This is a genomic window from Candidatus Kapaibacterium thiocyanatum (genome assembly GCA_001899175.1).
Lineage (GTDB): Bacteria > Bacteroidota > Ignavibacteria > Kapaibacteriales > Kapaibacteriaceae > Kapaibacterium > Kapaibacterium thiocyanatum.
The window spans coordinates 16,047-32,403 of the sequence record MKVH01000009.1 but is presented as its reverse complement, the minus strand read 5'-3'; the positions used below and the strand labels follow the sequence as shown (position 1 = coordinate 32,403).

Genomic DNA, 16,357 nt, shown 5'->3' with positions numbered 1-16,357 from the left:
CTATAGAAGGGGGACGATATGATGGATGGAGGCACTATTTGCTTTGTAAATCGATTGACATTCCGGGCTTACGAGCTTCTGATTGTAGCTTATGAATAATTGCAATATCATTGCTCATAGAGAATAGTAGAATACTATGAAGAAGGTTGTATACCCCATATGCAGCATTGGCCGAACTTGATGCACGGCACTTGCCGTGAGCGAGCGCTTATCATACTTGATACTGGTTTCACTATCTCTCCTGGGACAAAGGAAGAAAGTCGTTTTGGGATAGGCATTTACTTTTTTCATGGATATATTGCAGGGCGGCATAGATGTCCGATCTTCAAATAGAAGAACACCCAATTCAGTTGACTAGATTCTGGATTGGTTTTGCCCAAACAGAACAAGTCGCTTTGTTCGGAGAGGAGCATGATGAAGATCGCGAGAATGCGACTCATGGTGATCTCAATGTTGACTGTACCTTTGACAGGTTGACGGGCGATCGGTCATTCAGAGTTAAGTTTGAAGTTAAGCTTGGTATGACTATCCCTAGTCCAACGTTCAAGTACAATACGATAGTGTATGGCGAGTTTGATTTTGATCCTTCCTCCTTTGATACTAGTAATATTGAGTATTGGGCGAGGAGCAATGGCTTCTATATTCTATTGCCATTTATTCGTGAATCAATATTTTCATTGACGCTGCGGATTCCTTCTGGCCCATATATTGTTCCAATGGTTGCAATCCCATTGTGAACTAAGCAGGTACTTTCCGGCATATCTGCGCCAGTGTTCCCGGACCCTTTTGAGCTGATTACACCATCTGAACCTCGGCGCAGGTGAGTATCCCCTAATGGCGAACTGGTCCGTTACGAATGCTCCCCGCCGTCGTTCCGTGTATTCCCATCCCGGCGAATACGTACGATGAGTGGCAGGCGCCCACTTCCGCACCCGCTGCAAGGCTGCGTGTTGAATCGTCGGCTGCGACGACAGCGCTCCGTTGATTTCCGGTCCGAGCACGGATGCGATGGCCCCGAAGGCGACGAGGGGACTGTTGCCTCCCGTTCCACGTGCCGGATACATCAGCATGTCGTGTGCCACGCGCAATTGTGCCACGTAGAACAGGAAGGCGGCATCTTCCAGCTTGCCGTCGCGGTATACCTGTCCTGCGGCCGTAAAGAGGTCGGCTGCCGGAGTCGTCGTGATTTCACGGAAGATGCGCTTCAGATCGACGTCCTGCGGCCGTACGACAGGCGTCGTACGGTGGTAGTGGGCCCGTATCGTCGGCGGGAGCGCCAGCAGGATACAGACGAGGATGGCATGAAGACGACCGGTGTTCATTCGACGGTCCGGATGACTGGTGGAAACAGGGGGAATATGCGGAATCGCAAGCCTTCGGACGATTCAGGATTTATCCGTCGACAGGATTCCGGGCGTAGGTCGCCGGGGGATCGCAAACCCCGAATCGGTATCTTTGCCGTTCCGTAATGAACGACCCGTATCACCATCACGATCGAACAGCATCATGTCAACGACACGTATCGAACGCGACACGATGGGCGACATCAGCGTCCCCTCGACCGCCTATTACGGTGCCCAGACGGCACGCTCGCTCATCCATTTCGCCATCGGTACGGAAACGATGCCGGTAGAGCTGATCGCCGCCATGGCCACCCTCAAGAAGGCCGCCGCCATGGTGAATGCGGATCTCGGCGTCCTCGCCCGCGAGAAGGCCGATCTCATCGTCAAGGCGGCCGACGAAGTGATCGCTGGTTCCCTGGCTGCGCACTTCCCGCTGAGCGTATGGCAGACCGGTTCGGGCACGCAGACCAACATGAACGTGAACGAAGTCATCGCCAACAGGGCCATCGAAATCGCCGGTGGTGAGCTCGGAAGCAAGAAGCCCGTGCATCCGAACGACGACGTCAACAAATCCCAATCGTCCAACGACACGTTCCCGACGGCCATGCACATCGCCGCGGCGATCGCCGTCAAAACGAAGCTGATTCCGGCGGTGACGGCCCTGCGCGACACCCTGGCAGCGAAGTCCGTCGCCTTCAAGGACCTCATCAAGAGCGGCCGTACCCACCTCATGGATGCCACGCCCATCACGCTCGGTCAGGAATTCTCCGGTTACGTCCAGCAGCTCACCAACGACATCAAGCGTCTGGAACAAGGTCTGGAAGGGCTCTACGAGCTGGCGCTCGGTGGTACGGCCGTGGGTACGGGACTCAACACCCATCCGGAGTTCGCCGAACGTTCCGCTGTAACTATCGCCGCATTGACCGGTCTTCCGTTCGTGTCGGCGCCGAACAAGTTCGAGGCTCTGGCTGCCCATGACGCTCTGGTCTACGCCCACGGTTCCCTCAAGACGCTCGCAGCTTCGCTGATGAAGATCGCGAACGATATCCGCTGGATGTCGTCGGGTCCCCGCTGTGGTCTTGGCGAGATCTCGATTCCGGAGAACGAACCGGGATCGTCGATCATGCCCGGCAAAGTCAACCCTACGCAAAGCGAAGCGATGACGATGGTCGCCGCCCAGGTCATGGGCAACGACGTCGCCATCAACATCGGCGGTGCTTCGGGCAACTTCGAACTGAACGTCTTCAAGCCGGTGATGATCTATAATTTCCTCCAGAGTGCACGGCTGCTGACGGATACCTGTACGATGTTCGACGAACACTGTGCACGCGGTATCGAGCCGAACGTGGAGCGACTGAACTGGTACAATCAGAATACGTTGATGCTCGTCACGGCGCTGAACCCTCATATCGGATACGATAGTGCGGCCAAGATCGCCAAACATGCGCACAAGAGCGGCAAGACGCTGAAGGATGCGGCTCTCGAGCTGAATCTTCTGACCGAACGGCAATTCGTCGAATGGGTAAAGCCCGAGGAAATGCTCGGACCTGGACTGTAAATCATTATCGATTCTCGTCATATGCAGGAGATAGGAATGTTGCGACGTTCATACCTGATCGTAATGCTCTTGTGCATTACCGGCATCGCTACCGCTGGACAGCCGGTGCGCCTGTTCACGGACGGTCCCGCCACGCTCACCCGTTCGTCCGATGCGGCACTCCGCAAGGATCGTGTACTGTTGCTGGATCCGTCCGTCAGCAATCGGCTGGTCCAGGAGCGTCAGCGCGAGCTGGAGGTCGTCCTTCCATCGCAGGACGGCGGAGAAACGACGGTAGCGTTGAAACGTCACGACATCCTGCAGCCCGGCATGGAGATCCAGGGAGTGTCGTCGAAGGGTATCGTCCGGACGCTGTCGTCGCATGACGTCGTTGTCTACAGGGGCACACTTCCCGGTGACGACCATTCGCTGATCTCCCTCGTCGTTACGCCCGGTGAAGTCGCCGGCAGTATCGAGACGACGGATACGCGTACGTTGATCGGCCGCAGTACGAACGGCGCCGTATCCGCACGCGAGCATCGCGTCGTTACCATGCCCGCGCAGCCGATGCGTGGTGGTCCCTGCCATACGGGCGATCGTATCGACGCCTCGTTGCAGAACCTCCTGAATCGGGGGGGCATGGCCGAGCAGGGCAAGCACGACAAGGTGCAGGCCGACGGCGATACGCTGACGATCGAAGTGGCACTTGAAGGCGATTATCTGCTGTACAACTTCTTCAATCGCGATCTGTCCCGCAGCTCCGCCTATCTGCTCCAGCTCCTGTCCCTGACGTCGCAGATCTACGAACGTGATCTTGCCGTACGTGTCGTCGTCACGAACGTCCGTATCTGGGAAACGGCCGACGATCCGTATACGGACGACGTCAACGTCTTCAGTATCCTCGACGAACTCGTCAATCACTACGAATCGACGATGTCGGATCTCCCACGTGACATCGTCGTCTTCGTCACGGCTCGTGGCGGACAGGGCGGTATCGCGCGTACGATCGGTGGCATCTGCGGTGCGCGCGACAGCTACTGCGCAGCCGATATCGCAGGCGACATCGCCAACATCGAGACGTATTCATGGGATGCCGCATTGATTCCGCACGAGATGGGCCACGTATGCGGCGCCGTCCATACGCAGAGCTGCTTCTGGCCGGGTGGACCTCTCGATAGCTGCATCACGTCCGAAAGCGGTCCTTGCGTCACGAGCGAGATGACGCGTCCGCGTATCGGAACCATCATGTCCTATTGCCATCAGCGTCGTCAGGACGGTGGCGGTATGGCTCTCGAATTCCACCCCCGCCATCGTCAGGTCCTGCGGTCCTATCTCCAGGCCGCCTCGTGCATCGGCAACAGTCCGCGCCCGTCGACCAACGTCCTTACCGGCCGTGCCATCCATGCCGAGACCGGTGAGCCGTTGTCCGGTGTGGAGTTCGCCATACGCCGGTACAACGACGACATCTATCGCAATTCGCCGGTCCCCACGGGAGACACGCTGGCCGTGACCGGTGCCGACGGTGCGTACAGGTTCCAGGGCATCGGCGACGGTCTCTATACCGTCGTGCTCAAGTCCACGAACTATGCCTTCGTGCCCTTCGATCTCAATGCCATCGAGTCGAGCCGGAACGTTCTCGTCACGCAGTCGGAAGTACGCATGGACTTCACTCTGCTGCCTGCCTATCCGGGCACGGTGCAGATCGGTACCAACAGCAGCACAGTCCAGGTGATGCTCCACGTCGTTTCCAACGGATTCGAAGGCCTCATGCAAAGCGTGGCGCTCCCCACGTTAGCCACACAGTTCGCAGTACCCATCACGCGTTCGCTTCCCGAAGGAACGTATACCATCGTTCCGCTCGCGCAGGACATGAAGTTCACGCCGGAGAAGGTCACCATCCGTCTTCGCGCCGGTGATCCCGCTCCGCTGGCGTCGTTCACGGGAGCGCCTACGGCGCCCGAAACCGTCACGCCCATCGTCTGCCTCGGATCGAAGCTCGAGAACGGTCGCTTCGTCATCAGTCCGCTCGAAACGTTCGAACTCTCGCAGAGTGATGGCACTCCGATCTCCGAGCTCACGGCCGATGAGGACGGTATCGCCATCTTCAACGGGATGCAGTCGACGGACTACTTCATGGTGAGGCCCCGGTTCGATACGGCGTCATGGGTTCCGGCGACGAACGACGTGGACTATGCCTATCCGGCGAATCTCATGATCCTGCAGTTCGGCAAACGCGAACGCAGGTTCCCGCTCGTCGTGCGTCCGCTGCAACACGACATCAAGCAGGGAATATATACGGAGATCACCGAAGGCGAAGTGCTCTACTCCGGCAGGGGAGCGGCGGGGGGCAGCCTCGAGAGGAATCTGCCCTTCGAGTTGAAGATTCCGAATCTCGGTGCAGGATCGCTGCACGTCGGATTGTCCGGATATGTGACGATCGGGGACAAGAGCCTTAACGGCGGCGCTTCGCCCATCATGTCCTCCGAGCCCGCTTCCCTGGTCGTGTCCGCCTGCGGCGGTTCCATCGTACCGGATACGGCTGCGGACAATCCCGGAGAACTGCGTGTCGCCACGCTGGGAACGTCGCCGAGCCGGATCTACGTCCTCCAATGGAAGAACTTCAAGGGTGTCGGCTACGACTTCGTGAACAACCGGATGATCCTTGCAGGTGCCCTGAACTTCCAGATCCGTTTCCACGAGTCGAGCGGTATCGTCGAAGTGGTCTATGGCCAGATGATGAACGACAATGCCATGCCCATTCCCGTGAACCTCGGTATGCGAGGTAGCGACAATCTCGATCAGCAGCGGTTCGTACAGACGACCGCCGATATGTCGTGGTCCGCCCCGAGCCTCTTCACGAACAACAGCCAGAACGGCAGCATGTTCCTGACCACGACGCTGGCTCCGGAATCCGGTCTTACGTTCCGCTGGTTCAATGCGGCGACGTCGGTCGACGACGGAGGGTCGGTGACGGAATCCATGCGCATCGTACCGATGCCTGCCGTCGACGAAGCCCGCCTCGATGTCCGCATGGAGAAGAGCGGTATGGCCGATATCAGGGTGATGGACATGGCCGGTCGCACGGTCGTCGCCATGGATGGCCGCACGCTCGAATCCGGCTTCTCTTCCATCGCATTGCCGGTGAGCGGTCTCGTGCCCGGCGCCTACGTCGTGCGTATCCGTACGGGCGAACGCATGACCGTACTGCCGCTGTCGATCATCCGCTGACCACCATGCAGATCCACGCCGACGTCGACCTGAAACCGTATACGACCTTCCGCGTCGCCGCGAAGGCGGCGAGCCTCGTCGTAGCCGGTTCCGCTGCGGATATCGCCGAAGTGCTGGATTCAGGGTCGAAGCCGGCGCTCATCCTCGGTGGAGGCAGCAACATCCTGTTCACGCAGGATGTGGATGGTCTCGTACTCGTCAATCGTATCGAGGGTCGCGACGTCGTCGCGACCCTCGACGATCATGTCATCGTACGATTCGGCGCGGGCGAGTCATGGCACGAATGCGTGCGCTGGACCGTTGACAACGGCTGGGGTGGACTCGAGAACCTCGCGTTGATTCCCGGCACGACAGGCGCGGCGCCCATGCAGAACATCGGTGCCTACGGTGTGGAACAGATGGCATGCTTTCACGAGCTGACGGCGATGGACAGGGCGACCGGTGAGACGATGACGTTCGATGCGCCACGATGCCGGTTCGGATATCGCGAGAGCGTCTTCAAACACGAGCTACGCGACCGCATGATCATCACGTCGGTTTCGTATCGACTCAGCACGAAGCCCGTCATCAATGCTTCCTATGCCGACGTCGGGAACGAGCTGGCGTCCCGCGATCTTTCCTCGCCTTCCATCCGTGACGTCTTCGATGCAGTCGTCGCCATCCGGCGTCGCAAGCTGCCCGATCCGGCAGTGATCGGCAATGCGGGGTCCTTCTTCAAGAATCCCGTGGTCGACCACAGGGTCTATCTCGACGTCTGTCGCATCCACGGAGGGGAGGTGCCGCACTATCCGCAGGCAGACGGTTCCGTGAAGGTTCCCGCCGCATGGCTCATCGACAGGTGCGGATGGAAGGGCTATCGCCGTGGTGATGCCGGTGTACACGAGCATCAGGCCCTCGTCATCGTCAATCATGGCGATGCCACGGGTGAAGAGCTGCTTGCCCTTTCCTACGATATCCAGCAGAGCGTGCGCGACCGCTTCGGCATCGATCTTGAGCGTGAAGTCAACGTCTGGTAGCGATTCCGTACGATGCATCGCATCGTCGACGTCATCCCGTGCTATCGTTTCGTCACGCATACCGGATATATGCCGGTAATCGTCCGTCATCCATATTGCGGTGACGCGGGTCGTGAACCCACATCGTTCAACATATCGGAGACTTCGACGATGCGGCGACGTATGATCATGATATGGACGATGCTTTCGCATATCCTCGTACCGGTTGGAGCGACAGCCGGTGATGCTGTGACATCCACACGGCTCTTCCAGATCGATCGCAGCAAGAACGCGAACATCGTCTGCTACGACGTACGGCTCGACGGCACCGGTAATCTGCGGAAGGATCCGCTGGACATTTACTGGTTGCTGAAGGCTACCGACGGTTCACGGGAATCGCTCGGCGTCTTCGAACGTGCCCATGCCTACGGAGCGAACGTCGTGAACAACTACGGCAACGACAGCGCCGACGTGCGTTTGCAGGCCCTGGACAAGCCGATACGTATCACACGAAGGAACGGAAAGTGGGTGGCGCTCATGTCGATCAACGGAGCGAGCGCCGTTCTGGAGCGTGTCTACGTCAGTACGACGGAGGGAATCCTGCCTCGTGTGAACTGGATACGTGTGACGGGAACGTCGGAGTCCACCGGCACACGTATCACGGAAACGATTGCGGGATGATGGATCAGAGTCGTTCGCCGGTCGCTGGCGTCGTGACGTTCACCACACGACCATGCGACAGTTCGACGATCATGTCGGCATCGGCGACGGTATTCAGGCGATGGGCGATGATGAGTACCGTGACGTCGTCGAACTCCGTACGGACGGTATGCTGGATGACGGCATCGGTCTGGACGTCCACGCTCGCCGTTGCTTCGTCGAGGACGATGATACGTGCCCTGGTCAGGATGGCGCGTGCCATGCAGAGGAGCTGGCGCTGCCCCTGGGAGAAGTTGACGCCGTTCTCGGCGACGGGGGCTCCGAGTCCTTCGGGCAATGCGCGCACGAGATCGGCGAGCTGCACACGTCGCAGGGCATTCCATACGTCCTCGTCGGTACATTCGTCGAACCTGTCCAGGTTGCTGCGCACGGTACCTATGAAGAGCGTCGGATCCTGTGGAATGATGGCGATGGCACGCCGCAGGCGGGGCAGCGGTACCGTGCGGATATCCACGCCGTCGATCTCGATCGCACCCGATGCAGGCTCGAGGAAGCGGAAGAGCGTCTGGAACAGCGTGCTCTTGCCCGAGCCCGTACGACCGATGACGCCGACCTTGGCGCCGCCTTCGACGGTGAAGGAGACATCGCGCAGGACGAGCGGCAGATGCTCGGCATAGCGGGCCGAAAGATCCCTGATGGCGACTCGACCGCGCACGGGCCATACGGCATCGTCGGCGAGCGCTTCCGGCAACGTCGTTACCGGTTCGGGTGGCAATGTGGCATAGTGTCCCAGACGTTCCACCGACGTCATCCGGCTTTCCACTTCACTGAATGCGCGTACGGTCCAGTTCAGGCTCATCCAGAAGCTCAGGGCATAGGTCAGTACCACGCCGGCGATACCCGGTGAGATGCTGCCGTTCCATGCGAGAACGACGATACCCACCGACGTCGTGAGGGCCACGAGACCGCTGACGAGAGGCACGCGTACGCTGAACCAGCGGTTGAGCAGGATGCTGCACCAGAACATGCGCTGATAGTATCCGAGGATATCGTAGAACGAGTCGATGAAGTATCGCTCGCGTCCGAATCCATGGATGACGTCCAGTCCCGTCACCATTTCCTTGTAGTGCGCATAGCGTGGAGATCGTGCGATCGATTCGATCCGCTTGGCCTCACGCGCCGCACGACGGTAGTCGCCCTGCAGCCGGTAGTAGATCCACAGGACGGGCACGATGACGACGATGACGACCGGGAGCACGGCAAGGATCAGGACGAGGGAACCGATCGTCTGCGAGAGCGACTTGAACGACTGTTCGAAGTTCCAGGAGAGATGATCATCCACCGCTTCCATGTCGCGAGCGAAGCGATTGAGGATACGTCCCATCGGAGTGCTGTCGAAGAACCGCAGCGGTGCCGCGAGCACGCCCGCAAGGGCGTTGTCGTGGATGATGCGTCCTGCTGCGGCCGATCGGTACAACCAGAGCAGACGTTCCATAAGCCAGCCGAGAAGCACGGCCACACCGATGAGACCGTAGATGGCCACGGCCCACAGCGGATCGGCGAGCGACGGGTCGTCGGACCACTTGCCCAGCCATCCCGTCTGCAGGATGGGGAGGACGGTGATCATCGCCGCCGTGAGAACGAGCAGGGTGATGAGGAGGGGAGCCACGACGGGATGGTGTCCTACCATCGCACGTACGTAACGCCAGTAGACGTCGACACGTACGGCGCCCGTCTCGCGATCCTCGTCCTCCGTCAGACGTCCGTCGTTGATGGTATCGAGCTGCGGCTCTTCCTGCGCGATGCCGGTTGCCACCGCCGGGATGACGACGTGAGCCGCGGTACCGATGCTGATGTCCTGCGTCGGTACGGACTCCCCCGTAGCGGCATGATCGTCTTCCGTTTCCACGAACCGGCGATAGGCCTCGTTGCCGGCCATCAGATCCGTATGGCGTCCCTCGGCTACGATGCGACCCTTCTCGAGATAGAAGACGCGGTCGAATCGGTCGAGATGAGTGAGGCGATGCGTGACGCAGACGCGCGTGATGTCCTTCCACATGCCGAAGAGCAGGCGGTCGGCCAGGATCGTCTCCGTGGTCACGTCGACGGCCGACAGGGGATCGTCCAGCAGCACGATACCGGGATGTTCGGCCACGGCACGCGCCAGGGAGACGCGCTGCTTCTGTCCTCCGGACAGGTTCACACCGCGCTCGCCGATCTCCGTCGACAGACCCGCCGTCATCGCTTCCACGTCGGGTTCGAGAGCGCAGGCATGGATGATAGGCCCCATGTCCGATATCATCGCCGATCCGAACAGGATGTTCTCGCGAACGCTGGCATTCATGATGAAGGCTTCCTGCGGGACGTAGGCGAAGCGGGGTCGCTGATCGGACGGTATGCCCGTCGCCGCGATCGACCCGCGCCGCGGTTCGTGCAGGCCGAGCAGGGTACGCAGCAGGGTGCTCTTGCCGGAGCCGACAGGACCGATGATGGCGATGGACGATCCTGCGGGAATGTCCATCGATACGTCCACGACGGCGGGTTCTTCGGCGTCCATGTACTGCATCGTCACGCCGGTGGCATGCAGGCCTACGGGATGGCCCGGTGCACTCGTCGGCCGTGCGTCGATATCGTGCGTCGCCGCGTTGAAGAACTTGTCGAGACGGCCCGTCGCCACTCGTGCATGCTGGATGTTGGCGAGGATGTGGGAGATGAAGCCGAACGGTTCTTCCAGCATGCCGAACAGGGCCAGGCAGGCGAAGATGAGGGGAGCCGTCAGCGTGCCACCCATGATGACGAAGGCGCCGAAGCCCGCGAAGGCCACGACCGTCGTCGTCGAGATGAAGATGATCGTACTCATGGCATCGGTCGTGACGATGCGCACCTTCGTGTGGATTTCACGACGGCGTACCTGTTGCACTTCGGCGTGGACGCTGCTTTCCCATGCGTGGAACTTGACGACGCGGATACCGTGAAGGATCTGCGACATCAGCGTCACCCGTTCGTCACGCAGCTCCATGATCTCATGATCGAGCTTGCGATACCGCCTGGCCACGAGGATCGTCATGGGTGCGATCAGCATCAGCATACCGATGGCGGCGAAGGCCGCCACACCGAGATAGAAGTACAGCATGAAGCCGACGGTCACGAGCGTTAGCAGCGAGTGCCATATTTCCGGCAGGAAGAAGCCCGACTCCGCGAGGGCATCGGTATCGCTCGACAGGTGGTTCACCATGTCGCCGGTGGGAATGCGTGTACGTGCGGATCTCCGCAGGTGCAGGGAGTGCATCACGATGCGGCGGTTCAGGCCGTTGACGATCGTCCCGAAGGTCTTGAGTGCATGGTAGTAGAACTGTTGCTGGATCAGTGCACCCGTCATGCCCGTGATACCGAGCATCAGGGCCGTCAGCAGCGTCCACACCGGAACACCCACGACGGTGGGCAGCGAGGCCATGTCGGCAAGGACGCTGTGCAGCAGCAGGAGCGTGCAGACGAGGACGCCCATGCGCAGGCAGGCGAGGAAGACGAGGATGCGCGGCGATGCTCCGGCGGCGAAGTAGGTGCGAAGTACGAAGGGCCAGAAGCGGCCCGTATCCAGCGTATCGTATTCGCGGGTGGTGAGACGCGGGTCGAGATCCGGTATCAGCGGAGGGGCGTCACTCGGCTCGAGTGCACGGGACCGCCCGGCACGTATGATACGGCCGACGTCGAAAAAGAATATCCGATTCAGGAACGAAGACATGACAATGGTCCCGTTGAGCGTTCAGGGAAATACGTATGAATGCGTGGGGTACACGCAGGCGGTACTTCGGAACGGTGACCATGTCAGGGAAGGTGGGACCTACAGCGGGTCAGCCGAACCGCGCACCACGATGGCTGCCCGAAGGAGTTTCATCGTGTGGGTTCCAGTATGATTACAGGAAGAGTAGCATGAGCCGCTGAGGAAGCAAACCTCATGCCAGATGTTCTATCTTGACATATCATCGATGAACCGAAGAAATTATCGATCATTGCCGGGTTCACGATCCGCTCACCAATCTCGAAACGTAGCTATGGCAACGATCCTGGAATGCACGCCCATGCTGGTCACCAACGACATGAAGGCCACGAAGACGTTCTGGTCGGATGTGCTTGGATTCAGTATCAGCAGCGAGATGGACGATAGCTGGTGTTCGTTGTTCAACGGAACGACGCAGGTCATGTTCCGTACACCGCTGGACGGTGAGAGTGATACGATGTCGTTCTCGGGATCGCTCTACATGACGGTCGACGCCGTCGACCATGAATGGGGGCGCATGAAGGACATCTGTACCGTCGTCTATCCTATCGAGACGTTCTTCTACGGCATGAGGGAGTTCGCCGTACGCGACAACAACGGCTACGTCATCCAGCTCGGACAGGACATGGCCTGATTCCGTTCGGTTCCTGTTCCCTCCGATTTCCGTCGATGCTCCGGTTCTTCGGTGGTCGTTCCCTACGGAACGGACCAAGGGGCCGTGCGCGGTATCGCAGGGAACCATGAGCCACAGCGGAAATTGCAGAACCACCGGCTGCGGAGCAACGTATTCATTGTGACACTACCGTTCATATCCACTCTATACGTCGATATCGTTCCGACTGCACGACAGGATACCATGCTGTGGATATCTCGTATGGAACGTACGGGACGTTCATCGATTCCGTACGTGCGGTGCTTCATCACAGGATGATCACGAACGTTCCGGGACTGCTCTCTTTCACCATCGGCGGCGCACTACCCTGCTGGTGAGGGCGGTTCAGGTCAGGAGGCCCGCATGGTTCGTTCCGTGCGGGTTTTCTGTTTCTATCGCCGGGTGGGGGGACGCATGGATCGTACGCGGTCATGTCCTACGTCCAGCGTGGCAGCAGGGGATCGGGTTTGAGCGACGAAGCGTTCTCCTGCAGCCACGGCAGGAGATCGTCGATGGAGCAAGAGATCCGGATATGGGAGCGCGCTTCGGCCGTGAGGAAGCCGTCGCGGGTCATCACATCGAGCTGTGCGGAAAGGTGGTCGTAGAATCCGTCGACGTTCAGGATGGCGATGGGCTTGTTGTGCAGGCCGATCTGGCGCCATGTCACGGCTTCGAAGAGCTCGTCCATGGTGCCATAGCCGCCAGGCAGGGCCAGGATGGCATGGGCGCGGTCGAGCATCGTCAGCTTGCGCTCGTGCATGCTGGATACTTCGACGAGTTCGGTACACGTCGTCAGCGCGATCTCCGTGGTATGCAGGAACGAGGGCAGGATGCCCGTCACGTGACCGTCGCGTTCGAGCAGACGTTTGGCGAGAATGCCCATGAGGCCATTGCCGCTTCCGCCGTAGACCAAGCCGATGCCCATATCCGCCATGCGGTCGGCGACCAGTCGTGTCGCCGCGACGTAGGCGTCGTTGTCCGGCATGCGCGAACCGCAGTAGACGAGGATGAGCGTGCCGTCGGCCGTGGTCAAGGTCATTCCTTCGGGATGAAGAGGAGTTGCTTGAGACCGAAGCGCTTGACGACGTTCTTCTTGAGATGGGCCATGGCCTCGTCCACGGAATCCGTGAAGAGGATGAGCTTTCGGTCGTCGGGCGATACGGTTCCACGCTTGACCATCACTTCGATCAGCTCCATGATGTCGCGATAGTACTCCGTACCCATCACGACGATGGGGAAGCTCTTGATCTTCTTGGTCTGGATCAGCGTCATGGCTTCGAACAGCTCGTCCAGCGTGCCGAACCCGCCGGGCATGACGACGAAGCCAAGGGAATACTTGACCAGCATGACCTTCCGCACGAAGAAGTGTTCGAACTCGATCATGAGGTCGAGGTTCGGATTGGGGTCCTGTTCATGCGGAAGGATGATGTTGCAGCCGACGCTCATGGCGCCCGCTTCCTTGGCGCCGCGGTTGGCCGCCTCCATGATGCCCGGACCACCGCCCGTCAGTACCGTGAAGCCCATGTCGCCGAGTGCATAGCCTACCTGTCGTGCGAGCTGATAGTAGGTGTGGTCTTCGGTGAAGCGGGCCGATCCGAAGACGGTGATGCAGGGACCGACGAAATGGAGGTGGCGGAAGCCATGGATGAATTCCTTCACGACGCGCCAGACGAACTTCAACTCCCGGAAGCGGGAGTGCGGGCCACCCAGGAAGATTCGTTCGCTGTTCTCGCGGGTGATCGTCGGGTTCTCGTCCTCGTGGTTGTTGTCTTGCTGCGGTTCAGCCATGTGTTATCATCGTAAAGAGAAACGGAAGAACGGCAAGTACGACCAGGCATAGTACGATACGCATCCCGTACCGCATTTGCTGCCTTTGACGTTCTTCAGTGGTAAGATCGGCGTCGGTCGCCTTGACACGGCCCAGTTGTTTGAAGCTTCGCCAGGCGACCCATACGGTGCCCATAGTGACGACTGCGAGAATGAGGTGTTGCATGCCCCTAAATTACGGCGTTTATCTCGTCGTTGTCCCACCCGCGGGTCGGCTTCCCGGACGGCGAGTCCTCCGTATCTTTGCCGACTATGAGTGATACAGTACAGCAGATGTTTTCGGACATCGCGCCGAAGTACGACGTGACCAATTCCGTGCTCAGTCTCGGAATCCACCACCTCTGGCGTGCGAAGACCGTCCGCGAGAGCGGTGCACGGCCGGGCATGTCCGTGCTGGACTGTGCCACGGGAACCGGCGATCTGGCCATCGCCTTCAAGAAGGCCGTCGGCCCGACAGGCCATGTCGTAGGTACGGACTTCTGTGCCGACATGCTCTCCTTCGCCCCCGACAAGGCCCGGCAGCAGAATGTCGACGTCGACTTCGCCGTCGCCGATGCCATGGACCTGCCGTATGGCGATGCGACCTTCGACATCGCCAGCATCTCTTTCGGTATCAGGAATGTGGACGACCCGGTGAAGTGCCTCGACGAGATGGCTCGCGTGGTGAAGCCGGGCGGCAAGGTCGTCGTCCTCGAATTCGGACAACCGAAGGGTATCGTCGGCCTGTCCTATCGCCTCTATAGCCGGTACGTAATCCCCACCATCGGTGGAATGCTGACGGGCAATCGCAAGGCATACGAATACCTGCCGTCGACGGCGGCAGCATTTCCGGCGCAGGAGAAATTCCTCGATCTCATGAGGAAGACCGGACGCTATCAGGCATGCCGGTACATCCCGCTGACCGGTGGCATCGCCTATCTCTACATCGGTACGGTGGGACAGCGATGAACGTATGGCTGAACGCCATCCGTCCCAAGACCCTCGTCGCCGGGGCCGCACCGGTGATCCTGGCGTCGGCACTCGCCGTGGCGGATCATGTCTTCGTATGGTGGGTGGGACTCCTTGCCCTGACCTGTGCGGTGCTGATACAGATCGCATCGAACTTCATCAACGAACTCGAGGACTTCAACCGTGGTGCGGATACCGAGCGCGTAGGGCCGCTGCGTGCCGTGAGCGCAGGGCTCATCACTCCTGCGGCGATGAAGCGTGCGTCATGGATCGTCGTGGCTGCGGCCTTCGTCCTCGGTCAGCCTCTGGTCTGGTATGCCGGATGGCCGGTCCTCGGCATCGGCGTCGTCTGTCTCGTCATGTCGTGGGCCTATACCGGCGGACCGTTCCCATTGGCCTACAAGGGTCTCGGAGATCTCTTCGCCTTCACGTTCTTCGGCGTCGTGGCCGTCGTCGGCGCCTTCTTCGTCTACAGCCGTACGTGGAGTCCCGATGCCCTCGTCCTGTCGCTCGGCCCCGGCTGTCTTGCAGCCAACATTCTCGGCGTGAACAATCTGCGTGACATTCCCACCGACAAACGTGCGGGCAAGATCACGCTGGCCGTGCGTATCGGCGCTCCGGCTGCCAGGGTGCTCTACGTCGCGCTGAACCTCGTGGGTATCGTCGTACCGGCCCTGCTGCTCCGCGAGGCCCGTGGTCCGTGGATGATGCTGTCTCTGGCCTCGCTGCCCTACACCATCGTGTTGTGTGTGCTCATCCATCGCCGCACCGGAGCTGCCCTCAACCCTGTGCTCGGCGGGACGGCACTGCTCTATCTCCAGTATACCGTATTCACGACGCTCGGCCTGATCTTCTCCGCATCCTACCGGGGATGAAGGGCGTCGTTCTTCACCGCCATCCGTTCGATCATCGCCACCAGTGGCTTCAGTCGCGCAGGTGTGCCCACGTACCATTCCAGCGTACGGCTCGTGCTTCCCCTGCGTACGGTGAGGCGGGTACGCGGTGCATCCGGAAGCTCCAGCGCCTTGTCGAAATCGGCCGTCAGTACTTCCGATTCTTCGACGGTCTTGACGAGCTCGCAACGCTGGTCGTCGTCAAGTTTCGTTTCGTGGATCCCGATACGGTTCACGTTCGCCTTGCCGTCGAACTCCACCCGGCCGTCTCCATAGACCGTCGATACGAAGACCGGACATTTGCCGAAGCAGGCGCCGCGTTCCAGCGTGACGGCGAAGGTGTTCCTGTCCACGTCCTTCAGACACGATGACGTGCCGCACGCACCCAGGACCGAGACAAGTACGAAGCCGGTCAATACCATAGCATACCGCATAACACTCCCGTAACAACGAATTACAAAACGTTCACATTGACGTTACACGTGCCCTACATGCG

General features: G+C 59.8%; 13 protein-coding genes. 7 read left to right on the top strand and 6 right to left on the bottom strand.

The window, feature by feature from the left end; genetic code table 11:
- Window positions 1–674: 674 nt before the first annotated feature.
- Window positions 675–1,322, bottom strand: coding sequence for a hypothetical protein (locus BGO89_05645; protein OJX59700.1), 648 nt, complete (start codon window positions 1,320–1,322; stop codon window positions 675–677).
- Window positions 1,323–1,506: 184 nt separating this feature from the next.
- Here BGO89_05645 and BGO89_05640 point away from each other — a divergent pair, with 184 nt between their 5' ends.
- The 4 genes from BGO89_05640 to BGO89_05625 are packed head-to-tail and all read left to right on the top strand — an operon-like array spanning window position 1,507 to window position 7,784.
- Complete coding sequence (locus BGO89_05640) at window positions 1,507–2,901, top strand: fumarate hydratase, class II (GenBank protein OJX59699.1); 1,395 nt, start codon at window positions 1,507–1,509, stop codon at window positions 2,899–2,901.
- A gap of 36 nt (window positions 2,902–2,937) precedes the next feature.
- Window positions 2,938–6,108, top strand: coding sequence for a hypothetical protein (locus BGO89_05635; protein OJX59698.1), 3,171 nt, complete (start codon window positions 2,938–2,940; stop codon window positions 6,106–6,108).
- Window positions 6,109–6,113: 5 nt separating this feature from the next.
- Window positions 6,114–7,124, top strand: a complete 1,011-nt coding sequence (locus BGO89_05630) for a UDP-N-acetylenolpyruvoylglucosamine reductase (GenBank protein ID OJX59697.1) — start codon at window positions 6,114–6,116, stop codon at window positions 7,122–7,124.
- A 12-nt stretch (window positions 7,125–7,136) separates the two neighbouring features.
- Window positions 7,137–7,784, top strand: a complete 648-nt coding sequence (locus BGO89_05625) for a hypothetical protein (GenBank protein ID OJX59696.1) — start codon at window positions 7,137–7,139, stop codon at window positions 7,782–7,784.
- 4 nt (window positions 7,785–7,788) lie between these two features.
- Here BGO89_05625 and BGO89_05620 read toward each other — a convergent pair whose 3' ends face one another.
- Window positions 7,789–11,505 (bottom strand): hypothetical protein, encoded by a 3,717-nt coding sequence (locus BGO89_05620; protein OJX59695.1) that lies wholly within the window; start codon window positions 11,503–11,505, stop codon window positions 7,789–7,791.
- 337 nt (window positions 11,506–11,842) lie between these two features.
- On the opposite strand from BGO89_05620, the gene BGO89_05615 reads away from it, so the two are divergent.
- Window positions 11,843–12,175: a hypothetical protein gene (locus BGO89_05615; protein ID OJX59743.1), complete on the top strand. Its 333-nt coding sequence runs from the start codon at window positions 11,843–11,845 to the stop codon at window positions 12,173–12,175.
- 454 nt (window positions 12,176–12,629) lie between these two features.
- On the opposite strand, the gene BGO89_05610 is transcribed toward BGO89_05615, so the two are convergent.
- The 3 genes from BGO89_05610 to BGO89_05600 are packed head-to-tail and all read right to left on the bottom strand — an operon-like array spanning window position 12,630 to window position 14,186.
- The gene (locus BGO89_05610) at window positions 12,630–13,232 is read right to left on the bottom strand and encodes a Rossman fold protein, TIGR00730 family (GenBank protein ID OJX59694.1); all 603 of its coding nucleotides are present in this window, start codon (window positions 13,230–13,232) and stop codon (window positions 12,630–12,632) included.
- Complete coding sequence (locus BGO89_05605; protein OJX59693.1) at window positions 13,229–13,981, bottom strand: Rossman fold protein, TIGR00730 family; 753 nt, start codon at window positions 13,979–13,981, stop codon at window positions 13,229–13,231. Before BGO89_05605 ends, BGO89_05610 begins: the two co-directional genes overlap by 4 nt.
- Window positions 13,974–14,186, bottom strand: a complete 213-nt coding sequence (locus tag BGO89_05600) for a hypothetical protein (GenBank protein ID OJX59692.1) — start codon at window positions 14,184–14,186, stop codon at window positions 13,974–13,976. The genes BGO89_05605 and BGO89_05600 overlap by 8 nt, the downstream gene beginning before the upstream one ends.
- Before the next feature lie 86 nt (window positions 14,187–14,272).
- On the opposite strand from BGO89_05600, the gene BGO89_05595 reads away from it, so the two are divergent.
- Window positions 14,273–14,968 carry a ubiquinone biosynthesis protein UbiE gene (locus BGO89_05595; GenBank protein OJX59691.1) on the top strand — a complete coding sequence of 232 codons (696 nt, stop codon included), beginning with the start codon at window positions 14,273–14,275 and terminating at the stop codon, window positions 14,966–14,968.
- Window positions 14,965–15,843, top strand: a complete 879-nt coding sequence (locus BGO89_05590; protein OJX59690.1) for a 1,4-dihydroxy-2-naphthoate octaprenyltransferase — start codon at window positions 14,965–14,967, stop codon at window positions 15,841–15,843. Before BGO89_05595 ends, BGO89_05590 begins: the two co-directional genes overlap by 4 nt.
- On the opposite strand, the gene BGO89_05585 is transcribed toward BGO89_05590, so the two are convergent.
- Window positions 15,831–16,283: a hypothetical protein gene (locus BGO89_05585; GenBank protein OJX59689.1), complete on the bottom strand. Its 453-nt coding sequence runs from the start codon at window positions 16,281–16,283 to the stop codon at window positions 15,831–15,833. The two genes, BGO89_05590 and BGO89_05585, sit on opposite strands and share 13 nt — an antisense overlap.
- Window positions 16,284–16,357: the final 74 nt, after the last annotated feature.

Excerpts from the sequence above, each read along its gene's own strand:
- BGO89_05645 (OJX59700.1), bottom strand. The coding sequence starts at position 1,322 with ATGAACACCGGTCGTCTTCATGCCATCCTCGTCTGTATCCTGCTGGCG.
- BGO89_05640 (OJX59699.1), top strand. The coding sequence starts at position 1,507 with ATGTCAACGACACGTATCGAACGCGACACGATGGGCGACATCAGCGTC.
- BGO89_05635 (OJX59698.1), top strand. The coding sequence starts at position 2,938 with ATGTTGCGACGTTCATACCTGATCGTAATGCTCTTGTGCATTACCGGC.
- BGO89_05630 (OJX59697.1), top strand. The coding sequence starts at position 6,114 with ATGCAGATCCACGCCGACGTCGACCTGAAACCGTATACGACCTTCCGC.
- BGO89_05625 (OJX59696.1), top strand. The coding sequence starts at position 7,137 with ATGCATCGCATCGTCGACGTCATCCCGTGCTATCGTTTCGTCACGCAT.
- BGO89_05620 (OJX59695.1), bottom strand. The coding sequence starts at position 11,505 with ATGTCTTCGTTCCTGAATCGGATATTCTTTTTCGACGTCGGCCGTATC.
- BGO89_05615 (OJX59743.1), top strand. The coding sequence starts at position 11,843 with ATGCTGGTCACCAACGACATGAAGGCCACGAAGACGTTCTGGTCGGAT.
- BGO89_05610 (OJX59694.1), bottom strand. The coding sequence starts at position 13,232 with ATGACCTTGACCACGGCCGACGGCACGCTCATCCTCGTCTACTGCGGT.
- BGO89_05605 (OJX59693.1), bottom strand. The coding sequence starts at position 13,981 with ATGGCTGAACCGCAGCAAGACAACAACCACGAGGACGAGAACCCGACG.
- BGO89_05600 (OJX59692.1), bottom strand. The coding sequence starts at position 14,186 with ATGCAACACCTCATTCTCGCAGTCGTCACTATGGGCACCGTATGGGTC.
- BGO89_05595 (OJX59691.1), top strand. The coding sequence starts at position 14,273 with ATGAGTGATACAGTACAGCAGATGTTTTCGGACATCGCGCCGAAGTAC.
- BGO89_05590 (OJX59690.1), top strand. The coding sequence starts at position 14,965 with ATGAACGTATGGCTGAACGCCATCCGTCCCAAGACCCTCGTCGCCGGG.
- BGO89_05585 (OJX59689.1), bottom strand. The coding sequence starts at position 16,283 with ATGGTATTGACCGGCTTCGTACTTGTCTCGGTCCTGGGTGCGTGCGGC.